General features: G+C 63.4%; 15 protein-coding genes and 1 pseudogene. 9 read left to right on the plus strand and 7 right to left on the minus strand.

Going from position 1 to position 21,534, the window contains the following annotated elements; all coding sequences use genetic code 11:
• The first annotated feature begins 399 nt into the window (after positions 1–399).
• Positions 400–1,497: a ComEC/Rec2 family competence protein gene (locus FZ938_RS13160; protein WP_149198936.1), complete on the plus strand. Its 1,098-nt coding sequence runs from the start codon at positions 400–402 to the stop codon at positions 1,495–1,497.
• Positions 1,498–2,275: 778 nt separating this feature from the next.
• Complete coding sequence (locus tag FZ938_RS31535) at positions 2,276–2,755, plus strand: peptidoglycan-binding protein (RefSeq protein WP_425492004.1); 480 nt, start codon at positions 2,276–2,278, stop codon at positions 2,753–2,755.
• Positions 2,756–2,870: 115 nt separating this feature from the next.
• Here the strand turns inward: FZ938_RS31535 and FZ938_RS13170 are convergent, their stop codons facing one another.
• The 3 genes from FZ938_RS13170 to FZ938_RS13180 form a co-directional block, all read right to left on the minus strand.
• Positions 2,871–3,509 carry a hypothetical protein gene (locus FZ938_RS13170; RefSeq protein ID WP_149198938.1) on the minus strand — a complete coding sequence of 213 codons (639 nt, stop codon included), beginning with the start codon at positions 3,507–3,509 and terminating at the stop codon, positions 2,871–2,873.
• Positions 3,510–3,523: 14 nt separating this feature from the next.
• On the minus strand, positions 3,524–4,564 hold the full coding sequence (locus FZ938_RS13175; protein WP_149198939.1) for a hypothetical protein: 1,041 nt from the start codon (positions 4,562–4,564) through the stop codon (positions 3,524–3,526).
• A 449-nt stretch (positions 4,565–5,013) separates the two neighbouring features.
• Entirely contained in the window at positions 5,014–5,919 is a 906-nt protein-coding gene (locus FZ938_RS13180) for a LysR family transcriptional regulator (protein WP_211101053.1), read from the minus strand.
• Between the two features lie 153 nt (positions 5,920–6,072).
• Between FZ938_RS13180 and FZ938_RS13185 the strand changes: the two genes are divergently transcribed.
• The 4 genes and pseudogenes from FZ938_RS13185 (at position 6,073) to FZ938_RS13200 (ending at position 10,011) form a co-directional block, all read left to right on the plus strand.
• The gene (locus tag FZ938_RS13185; RefSeq protein ID WP_149198941.1) at positions 6,073–7,107 is read left to right on the plus strand and encodes an aldo/keto reductase; all 1,035 of its coding nucleotides are present in this window, start codon (positions 6,073–6,075) and stop codon (positions 7,105–7,107) included.
• A gap of 363 nt (positions 7,108–7,470) precedes the next feature.
• Positions 7,471–7,876 (plus strand): annotated as a pseudogene (locus tag FZ938_RS13190) (YciE/YciF ferroxidase family protein).
• Positions 7,877–8,206: 330 nt separating this feature from the next.
• Positions 8,207–9,175 carry a zinc metalloprotease HtpX gene (locus FZ938_RS13195; protein ID WP_149198942.1) on the plus strand — a complete coding sequence of 323 codons (969 nt, stop codon included), beginning with the start codon at positions 8,207–8,209 and terminating at the stop codon, positions 9,173–9,175.
• Positions 9,176–9,360: 185 nt separating this feature from the next.
• Positions 9,361–10,011 carry a DedA family protein gene (locus FZ938_RS13200; RefSeq protein WP_149198943.1) on the plus strand — a complete coding sequence of 217 codons (651 nt, stop codon included), beginning with the start codon at positions 9,361–9,363 and terminating at the stop codon, positions 10,009–10,011.
• Positions 10,012–10,108: 97 nt separating this feature from the next.
• Here the strand turns inward: FZ938_RS13200 and FZ938_RS13205 are convergent, their stop codons facing one another.
• Genes FZ938_RS13205 through FZ938_RS13215 form a run of 3 tightly spaced genes read right to left on the minus strand, consistent with a single transcriptional unit; the run spans position 10,109 to position 15,613 of the window.
• Positions 10,109–13,369: an error-prone DNA polymerase gene (locus tag FZ938_RS13205; RefSeq protein WP_149198944.1), complete on the minus strand. Its 3,261-nt coding sequence runs from the start codon at positions 13,367–13,369 to the stop codon at positions 10,109–10,111.
• Positions 13,366–14,928 (minus strand): Y-family DNA polymerase, encoded by a 1,563-nt coding sequence (locus FZ938_RS13210; RefSeq protein ID WP_149198945.1) that lies wholly within the window; start codon positions 14,926–14,928, stop codon positions 13,366–13,368. Before FZ938_RS13210 ends, FZ938_RS13205 begins: the two co-directional genes overlap by 4 nt.
• The gene (locus FZ938_RS13215; protein WP_149198946.1) at positions 14,816–15,613 is read right to left on the minus strand and encodes an ImuA family protein; all 798 of its coding nucleotides are present in this window, start codon (positions 15,611–15,613) and stop codon (positions 14,816–14,818) included. Before FZ938_RS13215 ends, FZ938_RS13210 begins: the two co-directional genes overlap by 113 nt.
• Before the next feature lie 494 nt (positions 15,614–16,107).
• Between FZ938_RS13215 and FZ938_RS13220 the strand changes: the two genes are divergently transcribed.
• The gene (locus FZ938_RS13220) at positions 16,108–16,548 is read left to right on the plus strand and encodes a response regulator (RefSeq protein ID WP_149198947.1); all 441 of its coding nucleotides are present in this window, start codon (positions 16,108–16,110) and stop codon (positions 16,546–16,548) included.
• Between the two features lie 631 nt (positions 16,549–17,179).
• Here the strand turns inward: FZ938_RS13220 and FZ938_RS13225 are convergent.
• Positions 17,180–18,085, minus strand: a complete 906-nt coding sequence (locus FZ938_RS13225; protein WP_149198948.1) for an AraC family transcriptional regulator — start codon at positions 18,083–18,085, stop codon at positions 17,180–17,182.
• A gap of 99 nt (positions 18,086–18,184) precedes the next feature.
• Between FZ938_RS13225 and FZ938_RS13230 the strand changes: the two genes are divergently transcribed.
• Positions 18,185–18,922, plus strand: a complete 738-nt coding sequence (locus FZ938_RS13230; RefSeq protein WP_149198949.1) for an SDR family oxidoreductase — start codon at positions 18,185–18,187, stop codon at positions 18,920–18,922.
• Between the two features lie 54 nt (positions 18,923–18,976).
• On the plus strand, positions 18,977–21,160 hold the full coding sequence (gene recD2, locus FZ938_RS13235; protein WP_149198950.1) for an SF1B family DNA helicase RecD2: 2,184 nt from the start codon (positions 18,977–18,979) through the stop codon (positions 21,158–21,160).
• Positions 21,161–21,534: the final 374 nt, after the last annotated feature.

The raw sequence follows: 21,534 nt of genomic DNA on the forward strand, positions 1-21,534 counted from the left end.
CAATCACTTCTTTCCAGCTTCTTGGAAGAAAATCTTGCAGAAGCTGACACGCCAAGCAAAATATAGCAGCTGGGGCGGTTTTTTTTGTAATTACAGCAAGGGATGGCTCCTCCCCCGCCGCGAATGCTGTAACGATAGCAATATAGGCCAGGAGCAACGGTAATATATACTGCATCGCAACACGCGATTTCAGCGACATGTCCTCATCCTTAGACTTTGGTTATAACTAGTGGTGATACCACCGCCGTTGGCCCCTAAACCAAGCGGCGCGTGAATCTGCCAGCATTGCCGCAAGCATGCAATCTCAGATGACTTCACTGTTGAACAGAATTGATTTTTCGAATATAACCTGCCATATCACTCAACTGTAAGATTATACTGTGTACGAAGGAAAAGACGGTGGCGAACTATTTTGAGCTTGATTTCTTGGAAGTTCACTCATCCAAAAGCGGTGATGCAATCACAATCCGGTATGAGGTCGGCGGCGAAACCTTCATACATGTGGTGGATGGTGGTTACGTAGCCACTGGAGAGAAGATTGTCGAACATATTAATAATCATTACGGACCCCTTAGCTATATAGATCATGTAGTCGCAACCCATAATGATGGCGATCATGCGTGCGGATTACGTGTGGTTTTGGAGAGTTTTCCGGTTGGAACACTTTGGTTGCTTAGACCGTGGCTATACGCCGAAGAGCTTTTGCCGCGATTCGCAACCTACAACTCAGTGGATCGTCTAAGATCCCGCCTGCGCAGCATCTACTCCAACCTTGCCGCTCTTGAGGAAATTGCTGAAGAACGGGGAATTAATATCCAAGAGCCATTTCAAGGCTCCCAAATAGGTGCCTTCACGGTGCTCGCTCCCACTCGGACTCGGTTCCTTGATCTGGTCGTCGCTTCAGACAAGACACCAGAAGCCGCTGAACCTGCGGAACGAGGTGTGCTTGAGGAAATCGCCACCGCAGCAGAGGGATACATCAAGAAGGCTATCAACCTAATTCGAGCAGCGTGGGGAGCTGAAGTTTTCTCCACCGACGAAACTAGCGCAGAAAATGAGATGAGCGTCGTTCAATATGCGAATATCTGCGACAAGAAAATTTTGCTAACAGGAGACACTGGACGCGGCGGTCTAGCCGAGGCTGCTGATTATGCTCCAACAGCAGGCCTATTTCTTCCTGGAATTACTTATTTTCAAGTTCCACATCACGGGTCCAGGCGAAACGTGTCTACAGAGTTGCTCGACAGATGGCTAGGCCAACGCCTCGATACGCCGGTACCGAAGGGTTCAGAGAAATTTACCGCGATCATCAGTGCGGCATCCGAAGATGAAGATCATCCTCGGAAGGCAGTCGTACGGGCATGTATGCATCGTGGTGCGCGGGTCGTATCAACTGATGACGGGAAGGGTCAGAAAATTTTCTACGCGAACATCCCTTTGCGTAAGGGGTGGGTGGTTGCGACACCTCTGGATTACCCAACTGACCAAGAGGCATGACCTCTCAGTGCGTCTTCCGGGAGAGTAAGCACCTGACACTAACATGTAGACTTATTCGCACCAGTTCGGAAGCATCACTTCAATAACTCGACACCGTTGATCGCGCCAAGTTCGGCGAGTGCATCGTATGTCGTCAGGCTCTTGCCAGCTACTATCTTCCGGCCAAGTTTGAGTGGCTTTTGCCACTCTGCCGGACCTAGATCCAGCATTTGTCCCAGTACATGTGAAGTTAGTGGATGTGGAGTTATTTCTCGCTTTAGGTGCACTTCCCTGTGCGAACGGTGAAAGGAGGAGGCCGATGAGCGCCGACGTGAATGTAGGTGGCTCAGGTTGCTGAGTCGCCTTCTTCTCTCCCGGATCCAAGCCGGAACGCAACGCGCCTGTCCATCCAGGCGGACGGCCGGGTGAGCGCGGTTGCCAGAGTCTCGGGCTCGCTTGCCAGCACGACCTATCGTTCCGCGCGGGTGATAACGGTGTAGATCCATGACACGTCTATAACGCCCTCGTGGTCGTAGAGCGCTACTACAATCCGCTCGGACTGACTCCCGTAGCTCGCCGATCTGGTATCGCGAAAGCTACTGTCCAATCACAATGCCATCGCCGAGGAGTGGCACTGCGATGCCTTCGCCTACTGGGTTGCGAGTACATCGCCGGAGCGTCAGGCTGAGTTTTTCGACGAACTCCTGGCAGTAATGCGCGCCCCCCCGGCCAACTGTTGCCTGGGGCGCACCCGTCGAACACCCGGCGTCAGCCGCTGAATTTCGTGATGCCGAACTGGATGGAAGGCTCGAAGATCTACATCGGTCATCGCAGTCATTCCAGCCACCGGAGCCACAGCAGCCATCGCTCCCACCACTCGAGCGCGGGCGGGTACACGTCCCCATCCTATTCCCCGCCGGTCTATTGGCCTCCTCCTCCTCCGCCGCCTCCGGTCTACAGCGCGCCCTCGACGGTGACGACGCCGTCCTGGTCCAACCCGTCGAAGACATCCCCTTCATACCAGCCGTCCACACCATCGGTCGGATCGAACTCGTCTGGAACGACAGCGGCGCCTCGGGCGGGCCAGCAGGACGCCATCGCGATGACGATGCGGGTGCAGGTCGAACTCATGAGGCTTGGCTACTACAAGGGCAAAATTGACGGGAAGATGGGGCCAGGGACCAAAGAGGCGTTGCGGGCATTCCAGCGGGCCCAGGGGCTGGCGGTCACGGGGGTGATGGACAACCCAACATTGGCTAGGTTAGGGGTTGCCGGTTGACCATGGGCGGACCTCCTTGTTTAGCAGCAGCGCAGGACCGTGTGCTCACCCTGAGCACCGACGTGTTGCGGGATGTGGTGATAACTCTCGAGCCTTTGTCTGATGCCAGCTTGCCCTACAGGGCGTTTTTCTCGCGGTTGGCCTTGGCCTTATCGTAGCCCTTGGCCAGTTCGGTGTTGTCGTAGATCAGCACCCAATACCCGGTGTCGCTGTCCTTCGCACGCACGCTGAGTTCGATGTTTAAGCCGGGCGCGCTGTAGGTCGTGAAGTGCCAGCTTTTGCCGCCGTTGAGGCCAGCCAGGAAATAGCGCGCCTCGTCGTAGATGCTGCCACCGGTATGGTGGGTCGCCTTTCCCCTACCGTACTTTTCTGTCAGGATGCCATTCAATTCCCCGTAGCGTGCCTTGATCTTAAAGCCGTACGGGTCGTTCGGGAAATCCTCGCTGGCCGCGATCACCTTCCATAGCCGGTTGTCGAAACCAAAGTCGATGACGACCGTCTCCACCCCAGCGACTAGCTTCGACAGGCCGGTTGCGGAGAATCGCTGGCTGCCCTCATTGTTCGGCACCTCGACCAGCTTGATGCCTTTGGCTTCGACATCCTCCTTGGACAGTCCCCACTCCAGTCCGAAGGGGGCGGCCGCCATAGCCGGAGCCGCGGGGGATGAGGGTACCGCCTTGGGCGGGTCGGCGGCTAGAGCAGGCGAAACAGCGCCGAGCGCAAAGCTCATCACGACAGCGGCAAAGCGGTTCATGGTTCTCTCCACGCTCACAGGGCTTCTTTGTCGTTTACGACGGTGCCGGGCGGCACCTTGGGCGTGGCGTTGCTTGCCAAGCTCGGCGGTGCCGCCATCAGTCCGTGTTTGATCGACAGTCGCCGCTGCTCGAGCATGGACAGCGTCATTCGCTCGGTGGCAACGCGGCTAAGAATGGTCACGTAGATCAGCCCGCCGGTGTAGCGCGAGGCCTCGAGCTCGCCCGCTGCGATCGAGGCACGCGTCGCGGCGATGTCGGCGTCAAGGGGTGCGAGAACCTCTGGCGCCACGGCGATGGATGCGACACGGGTCAGGCCTGGAGCCGGGGGCAGGCCGTGCTTGAGTGATAGAAGACCTTGCTCCAGCGCGGCCAACGTAGTCTGCTCGGTGGCCAAGCGTTGTAGCAGGGTGACCTTAATGAGGCCGCCGCTGTATTGGTCGGCGTCCTTTCGGGTGTCGGCGATGACGCGACGGCGCTCCGCAATGTCCGCTTCAAGTGCGGCGATCGCGTCCTTATCAGCGGCTGGAATGGCCGTTGCGGCAGTGGGCACCGTCGGCAGGGTGATGCCGTGCTTGAAGGCAAGGTGACGGCGCTCAAGTAGCGCCAGCGTTGTTTCGGCGAGGCGCAAGGCGGCCAAGCGTTCTGTACGGATGGTCCCGTCGCGCATCTCATCCACCGCTGCCTTGCGCTCGGCCATGGTGGCTCGCTGCTTGGTGATGTCAGCCTCGAGTGACGCCAGTTGGTCGGCGTTGGCTGATGGGGCGGCCGCGCCGGTCACGGTGTAGCGCACGTCGATGAAGCGCAGTGCAGCGGCCCGACGCTGTTCAAGCATGTCGCGGGTCTGGGCGCGGATGGCGGTGCTCAGCCCCTGCTCCGCCTTGATCTGCGGGTCTTCCGAGTTCTCGACGGGCGCCGTCTCGGCCAAGGCGGCCAAGTCGCGGTCGAGCTCAGATGTTGATGGCGGCAAACGGTTGTGAAGCTCCCATGCCAGATAGGCGCTGGCGGCAACGCTACATGCCAGGAGAATGTTCAGCGCTTTGGTGGTCACGGTCACGACATCCTCCAACCATGAGCGGGACAGTGACATCGTTAGCGATACAACCGCAGAACGTCAACGATGAAGAGAATACATATTTTACGTCTGTCGGAGCATGTCCAACGAATAAAATGTTGAATACCTTCAATGCCTTAATCGCAGAATTCCGGGAGAATCATTGACTCTAAAGGGGGCGGCCGCAGACACCGATACCGGTCAGCTACGCTGACCGCGAACTTCCTGAAAAGCTAGGGACCTTCGTAGTAGGTGATCAATGGAGGATTCTCCGTGTCACCGCGCCGCGTCATCCTGTCCGATAATGGCGCTCATCTGGTCGCGCAACGTCCTCGTCTGCTCCATCTCCGTTCCGGTCCGGCCAGCGCCGCCCCATCAGGTTCGTCCCGATCGTCATAAGGACGGGCGCCCCCGCCTTCGAGCACTGGCCGCAGCGGCTGTCCGGTTCCCAGTTAGATGTTTCCGGTCAGGCGGCATCGGCTTGCCATGAAGTCCACAAAGACGCGAACGCGTGCAGGCAGCGGGCTGACGCCTCCGAGATAGACGGCGTGGATGTCCTCGCTGCCGCCGGGATGCACATCCTCCAGCACCGGCATCAGCGCACCAGAACCGATGTCGGCGTCCACCTGGAAACGTGCTAGTCGCGCCAGCCCGACGCCACCCAGCGCGAGCAGGCGCGCGGCCTCTCCGTCGCTTGCTCGTGCGATGACGGGCGGCATGTGTTCTTCGATTCCGTCGCCGTTTCTTAACGGCCAACCGCCGATGGTCCGCGGGAAGGTCCAGCCGATTCCCTTGTGCCGGGCAAGGTCGCCAGGGTGTCTCGGTGTTCCATGCTGCTCCAGGTAGGCGGGGGAAGCGACCACGACCATGCGGGTGCTGCCTAGCTTGCGGATCATCAGGCTGGAATCTCGCAGGGGCCCGGTCCGGATCGCAACGTCGGCCCGCTCCTCCATCAGGTCGACCACCGCATCCGACAGCAGGAGGTCGAGGGTGACGCCGGGATGGGCGGCCAAGAACTCGGGCACCAGCGGTATCAGGTAGCGCATGCCGAAGGGGACGTTGCTGTTAACGCGCAGGTTTCCACGCGGCGCCGCACCGGCCGAGGCTTCCCGCTCGGCCTCCTCCATCTCTCCCAGGATCCGCACCGCTCGGGCGTAGAACGCCTGACCTTCCGGCGTCAGGCTGAGGCGGCGTGTCGACCTGTGGATCAGCCGAGTACCCAGCCGTGCTTCCAACCGGGTGATCAGCTTGCTGACACCCGATGGCGTGAGGCCGCAGGCACGGGCGGCCGCGGTGAACCCGCCGAGATCGACGACCCGCGTGAAAACCTCCATCTCGGCCGCCCGGTTGACATCCATCCGCGTCACAATGATGACCCTGCGTCACAAGTCCTGAGACTGGAGGCAGCCTAATTCACAGCTGTTCCGTCGGCTATATCCTTGGCAGGCGGCAGCCCCCATCGCTCACCGCCATCGGCGACCGCGACAGCTTCGATCACGAAAGGACAAGACATGGAGTACCGGACACTCGGCGCCTCGGGCCTCAAGGTGCCCGCGCTCAGCTTCGGGACGGGCACCTTTGGCGGCAAGGGGCCGCTGTTCTCGGCTTGGGGGAACAGCGACGTCGATGACGCCCGGCGGTTGATCGACATCTGCCTTGAAGCTGGCGTCACGCTCTTCGACACCGCCGATGTCTATTCAGACGGCGGCTCGGAGGAGGTGCTCGGCGCCGCGATCCGCGGGAGGCGCGATAAGGTGTTGATCTCGACCAAGACCGGGTTGCCCATGGGCGACGGGCCGAACGATGCCGGTCTTTCCCGCCACCGGCTGATCGGCGCCGTGGAGGCGGCGCTCCGGCGGCTCGGGACGGATTACATCGACCTGCTCCAACTGCACGCCTTCGATGCCTTTACGCCGGTGGAGGAGGTCCTGCACACGCTGGACACGCTCGTCCGTGCCGGAAAGGTCCGCCATGTCGGCGCCTCGAACTTCGCAGGCTGGCAGCTGATGAAGTCGCTCGCCATCGCCGACCGCCATGGCTGGCCGCGCCATGTCGTGCATCAGGTCTACTATTCGCTGACCGGACGTGACTACGAATGGGAGTTGATGCCCCTTGGCCTCGACCAGAAGGTCGGTGCGCTCGTCTGGAGCCCGCTCGGCTGGGGCAGGCTGACCGGCAAGATCCGCCGTGGTCAGCCGATCCCCCAGGGTAGCCGCCTCCACGAAACCGCCCAGTGGGGGCCGCCTGTCGAAGAGGACCGCCTCTACCGCATCGTCGACGCGCTGGACGCCGTGGCGGCCGAGACCGGGCGCAGCGTTCCCCAGGTCGCCATCGCCTGGCTGCTCGCGCGGCCGACCGTCTCCTCGGTGATCGTCGGCGCCCGCAACGAGGCGCAACTGCGGGACAATCTGGGCGCCGTCGGCTGGACGCTCGAGCCCGGGCAGATCACTCGTCTCGACGCGGCCAGCGACGTGATGCCCGCCTATCCCTATTACCCGTACCGCACGCAGGAAGGCTTCGCCCGGCTCAATCCGATGCCCATCTAAGGTAATGGGATGCTCCTGGCGGCGTATTCCGTCGGAACGGTAACGACAAGTACAGACCCCGCGATGCGCGTCCAGTGCGGATGCTCTCCAGCCGCCAACAGCAGCGCACCGGTGGTCACCGAAGCCCGCAGTCCAATCACGGCGATCAACCGGTGCTTGCTGTACAGACGACCAATCCGAGGATTTGCTCGCAAGGAATGTGCTGCATCCCTGTTGAGGTTGGGGCGCCCTCGCCAACCGCCTTTACCGAAAACAGTCGTCAGGAGCACCCCCATGTCCAAAGAAGCATTGAAGGATCTACTCATCGAGGAACTTCAGGACGCATAGAGTTCCGAAACCCAGATCCTCGAGGCGCTGCCCGCGATGGCGGACGCGGCGTCATCTCCTCAGCTGAAGCAGGCATTTCAGACCCACCTCAAGGAGACAGATGGGCAGGTGAAGCGTCTGGAGCAGATCTTCCAGATCCTCCAGGCCGACCCCGCGGGCAACACCTGCGAAGCCACCCAGGGGCTGATCGAGGAGGCCGAGGAGATCATGGAGCAGGGGCTCTCGCCGGAGGTTCTCGATGTCGCCCTGATCATGGCCGCACAGAAGGTCGAACATTACGAGATCGCCAGCTACGGCTCCCTCAACGCTGGCGGAGACGTGCGGGATGACGGATGTCGCCAAGCTGCTTGATGAGACCCTCAGCGAGAAAAAGGCGACGGATGAGAAGCTGACCCAGCTTGCCGAGGGCGAGGTCAATCAGCGCGCCTTCAAGGCGGCGTGACCGGTCGGCGGCGGCCGTGCTGATGCGCGGTCGCCGCTTACCACCATGGTGCCCCCGCTCAGCGCAGGACGGCGAAAGGGTGCGCGCGTAGCCCATCGGCCTGTCTCGCGGTGGACGGATGACCGTAACCCGTGCGCTTGCTGATGTGCCCGGCCCCGCAGGCGTCTTCCTGTCGATGTCCTGCGATTGTCCAGCGACGTGACGACGCCAGGGGTAACTTGGACCGAGGCCTCGGTCTTGGAACAGGCCGCAACGATGCCATGCTGTCTTGACCGGGAGGTAGGCCTTTCCGAAATCTGCATGCATAGCAAACCCGGAACACGGGCAACCATGTACGCGCTCCACCTCAATGAACAGGAGCTTCGTCGACACAAGCTCCGCAACGTGGTGCAGTCCATCCTGCTGGTTGGAGGCCTGACCCTTCTCGCCGCAGCCATCGGCTGGTTGCTCTTCGGAGCGGCGGGGATCCTGTGGGTCATCATCCTCATCGCCATCGCGCTGGTGTTCAGCCCCACCATTTCACCCCAGGTCATCCTGAGGCTATACGGCGCCCGCCGCCTTCGTCGATCCGAGATTCCAGAGGTCCAGGAGAGCCTCGCGGTATTGGCCCGGCAGGCTGGGCTGCCCAGCATCCCTGAACTGCATTATCTCGCGACGCCGGTGCCGAATGCGTTCGCCGTAGGCTCCGCGAGCAGTAGCGCCATCGTCCTGACGGACGGCCTCTTGAGGGTCATGAACCTGCGCGAACTCGTCGGCGTCCTGGCCCACGAGGTCAGTCACGTCCGGAACCATGACCTGTTCATCATGGGGCTGGCCGACATCATCAGCCGGGTCACGGGAGCCATGGCAACTACCGGCATCATCCTGCTGTTCTTCAGCCTGCCGTTGATGCTGGCGGAGCAGGTCGGGTTCCCCTGGCTGTTGATTGCCCTGCTTCTCGGGGCACCCACCGTCAACACGCTCATCCAACTCACCCTGTCTCGAACGCGGGAGTTCGACGCCGACCTGGACGCGGCTGCGATCACCGGGGACCCTGCGGGTCTGGCCTCCGCTCTGGCCAAGCTCCAGCGCTACGATCCCAGTTTTTGGGAGCGCATGCTGTTCCCTGGTCGGCGGAATCCCCACCCGTCCGTGCTGCGCACCCATCCGGCTACCGAAGAGCGCATCGAGCGCCTTCTTGCGCTCCCTCAGGTCGCATCCCTGCGACCGGCTTATGAGGCGCGGTCGATCACGCTTCCTGGTCACCTCGCGCCGCCCGTCCATCGACCGCGCTGGCGTGTTTCCGGGCTTTGGCATTGACCGCCGTCCCTTTTGTCCCCGCGCCATAAACCGAACAGCGCGGTCTTGTGCGGCCATGGCGCCGGGCCCAGGTGTGAAGCGCTTGAACCCTGAAAGGACTCAGCCCTCGTCATGATCGACCTGCACCGGCCCTGCCTCGACTGCCAACCCTCATTGAGGTGCGAGACGACGCGCGCGCAGACACCGTGCTGACGGGGCTTCCAGATTTCGCGGCCTATGGGGCCGCGCTCGCGACCTTCATCGAAACGCACGCGGACTGGGCCGAAGTCATCATCTTTTTGATGGCGTTCGCGGAGGGACTGACACTCGTCGGGCTTCTCATTCCCGGCGTCGTCATGCTGACCGCGAGCGGCGCGCTTGTTGCCGCGGGTGTTCTCGATTTTTGGCCGGTCTATCTGGCGATCGCGGGCGGCGCCATCCTGGGAGACGCCACGTCTTACTGGCTGGGCCGCCGCTACGGTGAGCGCATGTTCCGCCTGTGGCCCCTCAGCAAGCATCCCGAACTGCGCGGCCGTGGCGAAGCCTTCTTTCTCCGGCATGGCAGCAAGAGCGTGTTCCTGGCACGCTTCATCGGCCCGCTGCGTGCGGTGGTGCCGACGACTGCTGGGATGATGGCGATGCCCCATCGGAAGTTTCAAGCGTTCAACGTCCTGTCGGCCGTAATCTGGGCGCCGTTGCTGATGTCGCCGGGCCATCTTGCCTGGACCGGTTACGACATGAGTGGAGTAGGTGGCCGTGCCACACCGGCCGTCGATGGTAACGTGGGACATGGTGCGGCAAAGTCCTGCGCACCCGCGCCACCCGTCGAGGGTTCGCCGGAAAGAACGGGCTGTTAGCCTCCATCCTTCGGTCTCGCGACGATGCTCCTGTTCGAGATCGGATCGCTGCTTTCAGCTGCCCAACCTTAACTAAGCCGATCACGGTTCAGGCGACCTATCGAAAATCCCTCGTCTGCGGCTTGATACCGGACCCGAGCCGCAGGTTGGGGTCGTACATCTCCTTTGCCTGCGGCATCTGCCGTCCGGCTATTCCTGTTCCGACCTCGTCGGACCGGCACGGCCGCAACGGCATCGGCTCCCCTCGGTTGCCGATGGACCGCAGCAGGTCCGTCTGGTCGGTCAACCGCTCGGCGATCAGGTGGATGACCTCGCCCTCGACCTGTACACGGCCCTTCACCGCCATCATGCTGGCGCCCAGGACGACGCGGCGCTGCTGTTCGAACAGTTGTCGCCAGACGATGACGTTGGCGATGCCGGTTTCGTCCTCGAGGGTGATGAACAGAACCCCATTGGCGCTTCCTGGCCGCTGCCTGACCAGCACCAAGCCGGACACCGTGACCCGGCGTCCGTCGCGCGTGCGAGCGAGGTCAGTGCAGGGGATGATGCCCTGGCGTCGGAGATCCCGGCGCAGGAACGACAGTGGATGGCTGCGCAGGCTCAAGCCCGTCGTCGAATAGTCCTCGACCACCTCGCTGCCCGCGTTCATGGGCTTAAGGGCGACCTCCGGTTCCTCAGCCTCCCGCTCGGCCCTGGCGGCCGCGAAGAGCGGCAGGGCCTCATCCCGGAGCGCCCGGATGGCCCAGACCGCTTCCCGGCGCCTCAGGCCAAGGCCCGCGAAGCCATCGGCGGCCGCCAACTGGCGAAGAGCCGCCACCGGCACCCCTGCTCGGCGCCACAAGTCTTCGACGCTGCCATAAGGCCGGTCCTCGCGGGCGGAAACGATCCCGGCTCCGGCGGCGTTGGTCAGCCCTTTGACCATCCGGAAGCCAAGCCGGACGGCCAGTCTGCCGTCCGCCATCGGCTCCAAGGTGCAGTCCCAGCGCGAGGCGCGGACGTCGACCGGCCGAACCTCGACGCCGTGCTCGCGCGCATCCCGGACGATCTGGGCGGGTGCGTAGAAGCCCATCGGCTGCGCATTCAGCAGGGCGGCGCAGAACACCTCGGGATGGTGGCACTTCATCCAGCTGCTGGCGTAGGCGATCAGCGCGAAGGAGGCCGCGTGGCTTTCCGGGAAGCCGTAGCTGCCGAAGCCCTCCAACTGCTTGAAGGTCGCCTCCGCGAAATCATGGGTGTACCCGCGCGCCACCATGCCGTTGACCAGCTTGTCGCGGAAAGCCGAGACGCCGCCGGTGAACTTGAAGGTGGCCATCGACTTGCGCAACTTGTCGGCTTCGCCGGGGGTGAAGCCCGCGCATTCAATGGCGACCCGCATCGCCTGCTCCTGGAACAGCGGCACCCCCAAGGTCGGCCCCAGCACGGCCTCGAGCTCGGGCTTCGGGTATTCCACCGGCTCCAGTCCCTCCCGGCGCCGCAGGTACGGATGCACCATGTCGCCCTGGATCGGGCCGGGGCGGACGATGGCCACCTCGATGACTAGGTCGTAGAAGGTCCGCGGCTTGATGCGCGGCAGCATGGCCATCTGCGCCCGGCTCTCGATCTGGAAGACGCCCAATGTGTCGGCCCGCCGGATCATCTCGTAGGTCGCCGAGTCCTCGGCCGGGATGTTCGCCAAGTCCATGCGGATGCCCTTGTGCTCCTCCAGGAGTTCGAAGGCCCTGCGCATGCAGCCAAGCATGCCGAGCCCGAGAACGTCGACCTTCATGATGCGGAGGACGTCGATGTCGTCCTTGTCCCATTCGATGACCTGCCGGTCCTCCATGGCGGCGGGTTCAATGGGGACGAGTTCGTCGAGCCGACCCTGCGTCAGCACAAAGCCGCCTGGGTGTTGAGACAGGTGCCTGGGCGTGCCCATCAGCTGCCGGGCAAGTTCAAGGGTCAATCTGAGACGCCGGTCTCCCAGGTTGAGCTTCAGTTCGGCCGCGTGCTGCTCGTCGACGCCTTCGTCGGACCAAGCCCATATCTGTCCGGCCAGCGCGGCTGTGACGTCTTCGGTGAGCCCCATGACCTTCCCGACGTCGCGGATGGCGCCACGAGCCCGGTACCGGCTGACCACTGCCGTCAGAGCAGCGCGGTGCATTCCGTAGGTCTCATAGATCCATTGGATGACCACCTCTCGCCTGTCATGCTCGAAGTCGACATCAATGTCCGGCGGCTCCCTGCGTTCGGCCGATACGAAGCGTTCGAACAACAGGTTGTGGCGCTCGGGATCAATGCTGGTGATGCCCAGCACATAGCAGACCGCCGAGTTTGCGGCTGAACCCCGCCCCTGACAGAGAATCCCCTGCGCCCTCGCGAACCGGACGATACTGTGGACGGTCAGGAAATAGGGCGCGTAGCCCAGCTGGCCGATGAGCCGCAACTCGTGCCGGAGCACGGCCTGGACCTTCTCCGGCACGCCATCGGGATAACGGTCGGCAACGGCCGACCAGGTCAGCTGCTCCAACGACTGCTGCGCCGTCAGGCCTGGAATTACCACCTCCTCAGGATATTGGTACTGTAGTTCGGATAGGCAAAAGCGGCAGCGGTCGACGATCTCCAGCGTGCGGGCCACCGCCTCCGGGTATTTGGCGAACAGGCGCACCATCTCCGCCGGGGGCTTGAGATGGCGGTCGGCGAAGCGCTCCTTCTTGAACCCGGCATCGTCGATGGTGCAGCCCTCGCGGATGCATGTGACGACATCCTGCATGATCCGGCGCTCCGGCGCGTGATACAGGACGTCGTTGGTCGCTACCGTCGGCACGCGCAGCGCGGTAGCCATAGCCGCCAGCTGATGCAGGCGCATGGCATCTCCCGGCCGCCGCCGGAGGGTCAGCCCCATGTAGCAACGGCCGGGATAGATCCGGCGCAGGCGCTCCAACTGCCGGGCGCAGTGCTCGTCCGCTTCTCCCGGCACCAGGATGGTGAGCAGTCCCTCAGCCCAGCCTGCCAAGTCCTCCCAGGTGAGCTCGCAGGCACCCTTCCCCGCTCGGCTCTTGCCCAGGGTCAACAACCGGCAGAGACGCCCGTAGCCTGCCCGGTCCATCGGGTACAGCAGCAGGGCCGTGCCGTCGGTCAGGTCAACTCGAGAGCCGACCACCAGCCGCACGCCGGTTTGCTGCGCCGCCTCGTAGGCGCGCACGATGCCCGCCATCGAGTGCCGGTCGACGATGCCGAGTGCCCGGATTCCCATCGCCGCGGCGGTCAGAAAAAGCTCCTGCGCGCTCGAAGCTCCCCGGAGGAAGCTGAAGTGCGTCGTCACCTGGAGCTCTGCATAGGCCACGCTCGCAGTGATCGGCTCCTTGTCCCCCGCCGTCATCCGAAAAGCCCATGCAGATACCAGCGCATTGGGCCGGTCTCCGGCGAGCCCTCCCAAGACCTGTAGAGCCAGAAGCGCTCGCCTTCATGGTCTTCGACGGCATAGTAGTCGCGCGCCGCCGCCATCTCGCGGTCCCTGCGCCACCATTCGCCATGGATGCGCTCAGGTCCATCGGCGCGGCGGATCAACCGTCTGACACCCCGCCAGGTGAAAGCCATCGGCGGGTGATCAGGCATCAGGGCCAGCGTCTCGATGGGCTCCGGCGGCGACAAAAGCCGTCCCGGCCGTGGCCATTGCGTCGGCCAGCCAGTCGGCACCGGTGGCGCCAGAGCGGGGATGCGCGCGACTGACCTCTCGGGGACGTCGCTCTCCAAGGGTGCGCACCGATAGAGCCGGTCATGGCCGATCCGGTTGCCCAGGACATCGATCAGCCCGGCGATCGTGGCCGCGTCATCGGAGGCGGCAAGGTCGGTTTCAGCGCCGACCAGGCGGCCGACCTCCTCGGCCGTCAGGGGCTCGGCAAGCGTGGCTGTCAAGACGGCAGCCTCAATGCCGAATCCGGGGTCGACCTTGTCGACGCGCTCGTTCAGCAGCCGGGTGAGATGCACCGCGTTGCGGACCGGCTTGGCCGTCCCGACCCGGATGCCCTGCATCGTTCCGTCGACTCGATGCCAGAGCAGGTCCAGCGTCCTGGCGCCCAGCCCCCGTTGCTCCAGCTGTCCGCAGAGGTCCGTCACCAGTGCCCCGACGACGGTCTGGAGTGCTTCAGCCGTGCTGATGGGTTCGACCAAGCTGCGGCGCGCCTGGACGGCTTCGGTCGGGATGACGGGCACGATCGGTTCGGCGACACGGCCGAAGACTTGGTCCAGCCGTCGGCCAAGCGACGTACCGAACCGATGGGCCAGCGGCGCGCGTGGTGTTGCCTCCAGGTCGCCGATGGTCTCGAAACCCAGGCGTCGAAGTTCCATCGTCATCTCTGGCGGCAGCCGCAGGGCGGCCAGCGGCAAGGCGGACACAACCTCCAGCGCATCGTCGACTACACACACCGGGCGGTGACCGAAGCGCGCGATGGCATTGGCGGCGCCCGGTGTACCGGCGACCGCTGCCCGTGAGGCGACGCCCATTCCGGCGAGGCGGCCGACCAGGTCATCGAGCAGCGGGCGCTCGCCGCCGACCAGATGGCTGGCACCGGTGATGTCGATCCACAGGCCATCTGATGGGTCCACGGCCACCATCGGGCTATAGCGGAGCGCCCACAGCGCCAGCCGGTGCAGGCCCTCGGCGTCGGCATCGGGATCAGCGTCGGCTATCGTCAGGTCCGGCACCATTGCCCGCGCATGGGCGAGCGGGATGCCCCGGCGCAAGTCGAGCCTATGGGCGGCCATGTCCACGGCCGTGATGACGCGCTGGGCGCCGGTCGACGCGATGACGAAGGGCTTGTCGGCGTCAGGCGCCGATCCGGAGCCTGGCCTGCCATGGCGGTTCTTCCACGAGCGTGCCCTGGCGCGCAGCAGATCCGTCGGCCAGGTTGGCAAGTAGACCGAGACGACCCTCCTCATCGCAGCCCTCCAAATCCCACTCACCGGTCCCACCGCCACGACACCGCACCAGTTCCACCCGCCATCGCCTTCGGCCGATTCCCGGCGCTGGCAGCGGGCTGGACGGCAGGGCCGAGATCCGCCAACGGGTGACGGCGGCCGTAGGCTGGCCCACCTCGACGGCGGCCGTGGCCGGGCTGCGCCACCGGCGCAGGATGATGGCGGTGACGCCGGAGTGCTCGGCGGCGATCTGCATGCGCCTGGAAGCAACCATTGGCAACTTGGCGAGCTCGCCGACCACAGCTGCTAGCCCGCGGTGGCGTAGGCCTTCCTCGATCAGCAGAGGCAGCATTCTCTCGTCCGGAGCTTCGGCGTAGATGACCCGGTTCGGGTTCAAGCCGACCTGGGAGAGCGCCGGGGCAAACAGGTCCGACGCCCGCAGGCACCAGAGCACCGGCCCCGTCATCCTGGACAGGATCCCTGCGACGAACAACGTGGCCGCTGCGGCGTGGATCACGCCTAGGTCGCCGCCCTCGGCCACCTCGTGCACGACTCCCAACGCCAGCCCGCCGCTTGGCAGCCGATCGTCGATCTCGGCGAGCCCGAACGGCAGCACGCGCATGACGCGCTGCTCGCCGCGTTCCAGCTGGTGGATGCGGTTACGCAGGTCCTGAAGGGCAGGTCGAGGGGGCTGGTCAGGATACATGTCTCTTGAGACAGACCGGGAAGGATTATGTTCCCTTTTTGTTCCCCATAAGCCGGACATAAGTCAAGACTAAGCCTGTTCCGGCCAAGGTCAGGGCAGTTGCGTCACGTTTCTCCAGGCCGCTGACGTGATCATGGACCCGGCGTCACAAGCGGAAATCGGGCGCAAACCGCCGAATCTTCAGCAAGTCGTTGACGGTGGGGCATTCAAGGCGAAGGCAGGACAGCGACCTGACGCAGTGAAGTAAAGGGAAGAGGTCGAATGGTTTATCCCGGACCGGTTGCTGGGCGCTGAACGACTCGGCTCCTGCCCCTGATGGGCAGTGCTTTGTCAGATCTACACACCATGACGCGCGTTCGCGCGAAGAAGGTGCAACTGCCATGGTGGAGTAGGGAGGCTGAAATGACACAGTGTGTCGTCGTCTCCTACGGAGCGGAGGCAATTTTGTCATCGAACCGCCATGTGAGAGAGGATCGCATTGACGGGAGGAAGGAATGGCCGATTGTCTGGACATCCTGGTTGCCGAGGACGATCCCTGCATCGCCGCGATGCTGGCCGATATTCTGGATGAACTGGGGCACCGCGTCGTTGGTGTCGTGGACACCGCCGAGGCTGCGATTGGCTTTACCACGGAAAAATCGTTCGACGTGGCGTTGATTGACGTCTGGCTGGCTTATGGTTCGAATGGGCTGACCGCCGTCCGGCATTTGACCGACCGGAACGGTATTCCCGTGATCGTGTGCAGCGGGCATGCGGCCGCCCAAGATGCGCGGGCTGCCGGTGCCATCGCCTTCCTGGAGAAGCCGTTCCGGATCACTGACTTGGAACGCGCGTTGGAGATAGTCATGGAGGCCGAAACTCCGGCCGACCCTACGGTGACCGGTGCGAAGGTGAAGCTGTTGGCAGCACATGCACCGTCACCTGCCGGTCGGTAGCATCGCCTCGAGGTATAGGCCTTGAACCCGTGGAAGCAAAGAGGGCAGCAGGTGCGCCAAGCGCGCACAACTCGGGAGTTGCCTATCCGTCAACGGTCCCTCTTTAGAGTCCATGATTCTACCGGTTTTACCAAGATAAGTCATTGATATAGATGTAGAAAATTTATGCTGCACCACAGCATTTTTTTTCCTGCTTCGGTGCAACCGTTTGCCGCCAGCTGTTTGCTGGGCCGCCGCCGCATCCTGATACGCCTCGCATTCCGCCCGCTCTGCTTATCGTCGTGAATGCATTCCTGGTGTTCGTCGCATTCAGTGCGCTGGTCGGAAATTGGTTCGGGAGAACCGGAGGAGGTTAAGTTGCATCTTCCATCATGGTGGATCCGCTGTGATTGCTCCCATCGTCTGACGTTTGACCGTGGTACAGGCCTTGCTCCGGTGGAAGCAGAGAGGTCAGAGGGCATGCTGGGCAGACAGCCGCGGAGTATCCTGTTCGCCAGCGTTCCCGCTTTAGAGTCTATGATTCTACCGGTTTTCCGAGGGTAAGGAATTGATAGAAAAGAATATTATTTATGCTGCGCCGCAACATTTAGTTCTCGAAGGACCGGGGCATCATCGCGTAGCGACGGGGTCTTCATGCTGAGCTCAATCCGCGCGCATACGCCGTGGGCGATACGCCGACATGACGGGCGAAGGCCACGCTGAAGGCGCTCGCCGAGCCATAGCCCACGCGCTCGGCGATGTCCACGATGCCTCCTTCCCGTCGCCGCAGCAGGTCCTTTGCCAAGGCCATGCGCCAGTCGAGCAGATAGTCCATCGGCGTCATGCCCACGGTCCGTCTGAACCTGTCGAAGAACGCCGACCGGGAGAGCGCCGCTTCCTTCGCCAACTGCGCGACCGTCCAAGGCCAGGTTGGACGCTCGTGGATCCGCCTCAGGGCAACGGCGATACGCTCGTCGCCGAGGCCCCGCAGCAGGCCTGGCGACCCTCCCGCCCCCGTCGTGGAGCGGAGTGCCTCGATGAGCAGAACCTCAAGCAGCCGCGCCAGAACGACGTCCCGAGCGGGTCGGTGCGTACGCGATTCCTCATTCACCAGCTGCACCAGCGCGGTCAGCCTTTTTTCCCCGCGGATGTGGACGAGTTGCGGAAGAAGCGAGACCAGAAGGGCGGCGTCGGTCGAACCGAATGCGCAGTAGCCGATGAGATTGCGGACCTCCGGCTGGCGGTCTCTATGACCGAGCAGGAACTCGCCCGGGGCCAATTCGACCGGCACGGTGTCGTCGGCGTCCGCGGCCATCGGCTCCATGCTCGACATGGAGAAGTCGTATGCAGCGGGGATCAAGACGAAGTCGTCATTTTCCAGGGTGATGGGGGCGCCTCCGCGGACCGTCAGGCGGCATGAGCCGCCCAGGACCACGCAGTAGAAGGGACGCCCGGCTTCCGAACGTCTGACCCGCCACGGACCCGCCGCTTGAACGATCTTCGAGAAGGAGGCCCGCGGCTGTAGCAGGCCGACCACCTGTGCCAGTGGATCGCTCAATTCCGGACTCGCGAAAATGAATCTTGGACTTGTGATGGTAGGGAGTCCGGGCGGGACCGTCTATGGTTGGTTGATCGATTCATCGACAGGAACATGCTCATGAAGACCATTCTCATCACTGGATGTTCGTCCGGATTCGGCCTGGAAACGGCACGTTACTTCCTTGATCGCGACTGGACGGTCATCGCCACCATGCGCACGCCGCGCGAGGACCTTCAGCCCCGTTCCGAGCGACTGCGCATCGTCTCCCTGGATGTAATGGATGCCGACAGCATCCGCCGAGCCGTGAACGAGGCCGGGCCGATCGATGTCCTGGTCAACAATGCGGGGATTGGCTTGCTGGGCGCCCTGGAGGGCGTCCCGATGGAGACGGCACGCGAGGTCTTCGAGACGAACACCTTCGGCACGATGGCTATGACGCAGGCGGTACTGCCGCAGTTTCGCGAGCGGAGGTCCGGCGTGATAATCAACGTCACATCCAGTGTGACCCTCAAGCCACTGCACCTTCTGTCGGTCTACACGGCCAGCAAGGCGGCGGTGAACGCCTTCACCGAGTCCTTGGCGTTGGAGTTGGAGCCTTTCGGCGTACGTGCACACCTGGTGCTTCCGGGACGGGCGCCGGAGACGTCGTTCGGTGAAAGCGCTCGTTCCCGCATCCACATCCCCGAGCCGTATGCGCCTATGGCGCAGAGCGTCTTCGCAGCTTGGCAACAGTCCACCACTGTCACTCGGGCACTCGACGTCGCGGAAGCGGTGTGGCGCGTGGCGAACGATCCATCCTGTCCGATGCGTCTTGCGGCCGGTGCGGATGCCGTGGCGCTCACTTCAGCAGCATGATCGTTTTCGCAAGTGCGACTGGCCCGGCGGTCGGGAATCCAGCACAATCCCGGCATGAGCGGGCAAGCCATCGCGTCATCGACGGAGTCCCTGGCAGGGCTGGTGGAGCGCGTGACCTTTCACAGCGCCGAGACCGGCTTTTGCGTGCTCCGGGTGAAGGTCCGCGGACATCGGGACTTGGTTGTCGTCGTCGGCCATGCGGCGATGATCTCGGCCGGGGAATGGATCCAGGCGAGCGGCAGCTGGGTCAACGATCGCACCCACGGCCTCCAATTCAAGGCCACCTTCCTGAAGGCAACCCAGCCGACCACGCTGGAGGGCATCGAGAAGTACCTGGGATCTGGGATGATCAAGGGCATCGGCCCGGTCTACGCGAAGAAGCTGGTGAAGGCATTCGGCGAGGCCGTGTTCGACGTCATCGAGGCCGAGCCCGGTCGCCTGCAAGAGGTCACGGGCATCGGGCCCAGGCGGGCCGACCGCATCGTCAAAGGATGGGCCGACCAGCGGGCGATCAGGGAGATCATGCTGTTCCTGCACGCCAACGGCGTCGGGACCTCCAGGGCGGTCCGCATCTACAAGACCTACGGGCAGGAGGCGATCCAACTCATCACCGAGAACCCATACCGGCTGGCCAGGGACATCCGTGGCATCGGCTTCAAGACCGCTGATGCCATCGCGGCCAAGCTGGGCATCGAGAAGACGGCCATGGTCCGCGTCCGGGCAGGCATCGGCTATGCGCTGGCCGAGGCTATGGACGAGGGGCACTGCGGCCTGCCGGTGGAGGACCTGGAGAAGCTGGCCAGCGAACTCCTGGAGGTCGCCACCGATCTGGTGGCCGAGGCGCTGACGGACGAGCTTCGTGACGGGGCCGTCATCGCCGATCAGTTGGAGGGCAGGGACTGCGTCTTCCTGGCCGGACTGTACCGGGCCGAGCAGGCCATCGCCGCCCGGTTACGGGGACTTGCGGCCGGGACGCTGCCCTGGCCCGCCATCGACATGCAGAAGGCGCTGGAGTGGGTGGAGGGAAAGACGGGACTGACGCTGGCGCCGAGCCAGCGGGAGGCTGTCCGGCTTGCTCTGGCCTCCAAGGTCATGGTCATCACCGGCGGCCCGGGCGTTGGCAAGACGACCCTGGTGAATTCCATCCTGAAAATTCTGGCCGCCAAGCACATCCGCATCCTGCTGTGCGCCCCGACCGGCCGGGCGGCCAAGCGGCTCTCGGAGAGCACCGGGCTGGAGGCCAGGACCATCCACCGGATGCTCGCCTTCGACCCGGCTGCCGGAAGCTTCAAGCACAGCGAGGAGAACCGGTTGGAATGCGATCTGCTCGTCGTCGACGAGACGTCCATGGTGGACGTGCCGCTGATGAACGCGCTGCTGAAGGCGACCCCCGACAGGTCGGCCCTCGTCTTGGTCGGCGATGTCGACCAGTTGCCGTCGGTGGGGCCGGGGCAGGTGCTCGCCGACGTGATCGCTTCCGGCGCCGTGCCCGTGGTGCGCCTGACCGAGGTCTTCCGACAGGCGGCGGCTAGCCGCATCATCGTCAATGCCCACCGCATCAATCAGGGCCAGATGCCGGATCTGACACCCATAGAGGGCTCGGACTTCTACTTCGTCGAGGCGGCAGAACCCGAGAACGGTGTTCGCAAGGTCATCGAAGTCGTTCGGAACAGGATCCCGAAGCGCTTCGGCCTCGACCCCGTGCGCGATGTCCAGGTGCTCTGTCCGATGAACCGCGGGGGCCTCGGCGCCCGGTCGTTGAACGTGGAACTCCAGGCGGTCCTGAACCCGCCGGGCGATGTCCGGGTGGAGCGCTTCGGCTGGACCTACTGCGTTGGCGACAAGGTGATGCAAACCGAGAACGACTACGAGAAGGAGGTCTACAACGGCGACCTGGGCGTCATCACCGCCATGGATCCGGAGAACAGCGAACTGCTGATCGACTTCGACGGCCGGGAGGTTCCCTACGACTTCGGCGAGCTCGACCGGGTATCACTGGCCTACGCGACGACGATCCACAAGAGCCAGGGCTCGGAATACCCGGCCGTCGTCATCCCGCTGGCGATGCAGCACTGGAGCATGCTCAGGCGCAATCTCGTCTACACCGGCGTCACCCGCGGGAAGCGACTGGTAGTCATCGTGGGGCAGCGGAAGGCGCTCGGGATGGCGGTTCGGGCACGGCAGGAAGGGCGCCGGTGGTCGAAGCTGAAGGAATGGCTTCTAGCAAAGTCGGCCTGACCGTTGTGGGAAGGTCTTCATCTTGCCCAAGGGTGGTACAGGCCTTGAACCCGTGAAAGCAAAGGGGGTGGCCGGTGCGCCAAGCGCGCACAACTCGAGAGTTGCCTAACCGTCAGCGGTCCCTCTTTAGAGTCTATGATTCTACCGGTTTTCCCAAGATAATACATTGATATGAATGAAGAAAATTTACGCCGCGCCGCAGCATTCTGTTCTGCGGCCACCTTCCCCCCTATCCAGCGAGCTTCAGTCACCGGCCCGACGAGGACTTCGTGCATCGGAACGTGTCGGGTTCCGGCCCAGTCGTCGATGCACAGACACGATCCTCCGGAGGAGGCTTTCCCACCGGGAGCAGAAGGTGGTCTCAGTCGAGCATG

The organism is Azospirillum oryzae, from assembly GCF_008364795.1.
Taxonomy (GTDB): Bacteria; Pseudomonadota; Alphaproteobacteria; order Azospirillales; family Azospirillaceae; genus Azospirillum; species Azospirillum oryzae.

Bases quoted from the DNA above. Each gene is read 5' to 3' on its own strand.
- FZ938_RS13185 (WP_149198941.1), top strand. From the start codon at position 6,073: ATGGAGTACCGGACACTCGGCGCCTCGGGCCTCAAGGTGCCCGCGCTC.
- FZ938_RS13205 (WP_149198944.1), bottom strand. From the start codon at position 13,369: ATGACGGCGGGGGACAAGGAGCCGATCACTGCGAGCGTGGCCTATGCA.
- recD2 (WP_149198950.1), top strand. From the start codon at position 18,977: ATGAGCGGGCAAGCCATCGCGTCATCGACGGAGTCCCTGGCAGGGCTG.
- FZ938_RS13180 (WP_211101053.1), bottom strand. From the start codon at position 5,919: ATGGATGTCAACCGGGCGGCCGAGATGGAGGTTTTCACGCGGGTCGTC.
- FZ938_RS13210 (WP_149198945.1), bottom strand. From the start codon at position 14,928: ATGAGGAGGGTCGTCTCGGTCTACTTGCCAACCTGGCCGACGGATCTG.
- FZ938_RS13195 (WP_149198942.1), top strand. From the start codon at position 8,207: ATGTACGCGCTCCACCTCAATGAACAGGAGCTTCGTCGACACAAGCTC.
- FZ938_RS13170 (WP_149198938.1), bottom strand. From the start codon at position 3,509: ATGAACCGCTTTGCCGCTGTCGTGATGAGCTTTGCGCTCGGCGCTGTT.
- FZ938_RS13220 (WP_149198947.1), top strand. From the start codon at position 16,108: ATGGCCGATTGTCTGGACATCCTGGTTGCCGAGGACGATCCCTGCATC.
- FZ938_RS31535 (WP_425492004.1), top strand. From the start codon at position 2,276: ATGGAAGGCTCGAAGATCTACATCGGTCATCGCAGTCATTCCAGCCAC.
- FZ938_RS13230 (WP_149198949.1), top strand. From the start codon at position 18,185: ATGAAGACCATTCTCATCACTGGATGTTCGTCCGGATTCGGCCTGGAA.
- FZ938_RS13215 (WP_149198946.1), bottom strand. From the start codon at position 15,613: ATGTATCCTGACCAGCCCCCTCGACCTGCCCTTCAGGACCTGCGTAAC.